Below are 3,035 nucleotides of genomic sequence, written 5' to 3'. Positions count from 1 at the left end.
CTCAATCACTCATTCGCTCATTCAAAATTAAACTGAATATGAAAGGAAGCTTCTTAAAGCATATAGCAGGTATAGTGTTACTGGGCGCGCTGGCTCTGCCGGTGCAGGCCCAGCAGGATTACGGCACAACGTATAGTAACGGCAAAATCCTGCTGGATCAGCAAAGGTATGACAAAGCCATGGCAGAGTTACTGCCTGTCACGCAAGCCACTGCCAACAACCCCTATGCTCCCGAAGCCTCTTACTTGTATGCGCTGGCCGCGCTGAAAGCCAACAAACTGCCGGAAGCACAGCGTATGCTGCAGCAGCTGAAAGAACAGCACCCGCAGTGGCCCAGTCTGCCGGAAGCTAATTACCTGCTGGCAAACGTGCTTTTTGAAAAAGGCGAATATGAACAGGCACTGGCTGAACTGAGCAGTATCAAATCCGGTCGGCTCACTTCTGACGCGGAGGGCTTGAAGCGCTTTTACCTGAACAGGCTCCCGGACAGAGAGCAATTCGAAAAACTGCTGCAGCGCTACCCGGATGATAAAGTCATTGCCCAGGCGTATGCAGACAAACTTCTGGCCGGTTGGTACCGCCCGCAGGACAGGGCCACGCTGGAAGAAATCGTCTCCAGGCATAAACTGGACCGCAACCGCTACCTGAGCGCCAATGCCATGCGCAAGCCGGCCTATAATGTAGCTGCCCTAATGCCATTTCAGCTAAACCAGGACCTGGGAGTTTCTGCCCGCAAAAACCAGTTCGCCACCGACCTGTTTGCCGGCATGAAGATGGCGCAGGATTCTTTAAAGCAACAGGGCATCCACATCAACCTCTATGCTTATGATGCCGGAACCGATACCACAGCTGTAAAACGCATTCTGGCAACTCCGGAGCTGAAGCAGATGGATCTGGTGGTAGGTCCGGTGTACAAATCAGCCGCCAAAATAGCAGCCCGTTTTGCGGCAGAGAACAGCGTGAACGTGATCAATCCCCTCTCCCAGGATCTGGACGTTGCTACCAACAACCCGAATTTGTTCCTGTTTGAGTCTTCCATCGCCACGCAGGCACAACAGGCTGCGACCTATGCCTATAACACCTTCACTCCCAAAACGGCCATCATCCTGTACGAACGGGAGAAAGATGATACGACATTTGCATATTTCTACAGGCAACAGTTCACCCGCCTGGGAGGCAAAGTAAAAACCTATAAAAAGCTTAATTCCAGCCAGAATGCGGCCACGGCTGCTTTATTTAAAGAACTGAAGCTGGAGGAAGTGGGCCATATGGCTGTTTTCTCCGATAAAATGCCGGCTGCTGTGAACACGATCAGCCTGTTGCAGTCAAAAGCGGCCACCATGCCCTTGATGACTTATGAAAACTGGCTGGGTGTAGGCCAGATCAGCCTCCGCCAGCTCGACAACCTGGAAGTATACTTTGTAAGCCCGAAGTACATTGACCAGATGGCTTCCGCGCTGAATCATTTCAAGAAGCGGTATGCTGCCCGGTATAACATGCCACCTTCTGTCTATGCCTATGCCGGCTTCGAAATGATGTACTATTTTGGAACCTTGCTACAGAACTACGGGCCAAACTTCAACCAGGCATTGGCTACGGATGGCCTGAAGCCCGGTGTGTTTTACCAGGGCATCGGCTATACCGACCGATCCGCCCGCAACGAGGTCAGAAAAGACAACCAGTATATTCCGATCACAAAACTGGAGAACCTGCAGCTGACTGTAGTCAATCCGGTTTTCTAATTACTTCTTTTACAAAACAACCACATGAAAATAGCACCGATTAGCGAAGAGCTGTTCCAGCGTGCACAGCATTCTATACCTGGCGGGGTGAATTCCCCAGTCCGGGCCTTCCGGGCCGTGGGGGGCAACCCTCGTTTTATGGTATCGGCCAAAGGCCCATACCTGTTCGATGAAGATGGCAACCGTTACATGGAGTTCATCAACTCCTGGGGCCCTATGATACTGGGCCATGCCGCCGAAATTGTGCAGGAGGCGGTACTAAAAGCTATACCTGATTCCCTTTCTTTCGGTGCCCCGACCCGCAAGGAGATCGAGATAGCGGAACTGATCGTGGACATGGTGCCGTCCATTGAGAAGGTGCGTATGGTAAACTCCGGTACGGAGGCTACGATGTCGGCTATCCGCGTGGCCCGTGGCTATACCGGCCGCAACAAGATCATCAAATTTGAAGGCTGTTACCATGGCCACGGCGACTCTTTCCTGATCGCGGCAGGCAGCGGTGCCATCACCCTGGGCGTTCCGGATAGCCCGGGCGTAACGGCAGGTGTAGCCGCCGATACCCTGACGGCTCCTTATAACAACCTGGAAGCGGTCAGGACGCTGGTAGAAGCCAACAGCGACCAGATCGCAGCCATTATCCTGGAGCCTGTGGCCGGCAATATGGGACTTGTACTTCCTGCGCCTGGTTTCCTGCAGGGACTGCGTGATATCTGCACTCCGGAAGGCATTGTGCTTATTTTCGATGAGGTGATGACTGGCTTCCGCCTGGCGCCAGGTGGAGCACAGGAACTGTATGGCGTTACGCCGGACATGACCACACTGGGTAAGATCATTGGAGGCGGTATGCCGGTGGGCGCCTATGGCGGCAAGAAAGAGATCATGAACTTTGTGGCTCCTGCCGGTCCCGTTTACCAGGCAGGTACGCTCTCCGGGAACCCGATCGCAATGTCGGCAGGTATGGCCATGTTGCAGTACCTGCAGCGCCATCCGGAGGTATACACCAACCTGGAGCAGACGACTACGAACATGGTATCCGGTATGCAGGAAAACATGCAGAAACTGGGTATGAACTATACCATCAACCAGGTAGGCTCCATGTTCAGCATCTTCTTCACCGAGCAGCCGGTAACGGATTTCGAGAGCGCCAAAACTTCGGACACCGCAATGTTTGGCCGCTACTTTAACAGCATGCTGCAGCGTGGCGTCTACCTGGCTCCTTCCCAATACGAGTCCCTGTTTGTATCGACTGCCATCACAGGCGAGCTGGTGCAGGAATACCTGCAGGCCAACCTG

General features: G+C 53.5%; 2 protein-coding genes. Both read left to right on the top strand.

All coding sequences use genetic code 11. The annotated features are described in order from the left end of the window. On the top strand, nt 1-1,742 hold a 1,742-nt coding region (locus OB13_RS15860; protein WP_461491154.1), incomplete at its 5' end, for an ABC transporter substrate-binding protein. Between the two features lie 24 nt (nt 1,743-1,766). After that, the coding region (gene hemL, locus OB13_RS15855) for a glutamate-1-semialdehyde 2,1-aminomutase (protein ID WP_461491153.1) at nt 1,767-3,035 on the top strand (1,269 nt) is incomplete at its 3' end.

Source organism: Pontibacter sp. HJ8, from assembly GCF_054824225.1.
This window is presented reverse-complemented; position numbering and strand designations above follow the sequence as displayed.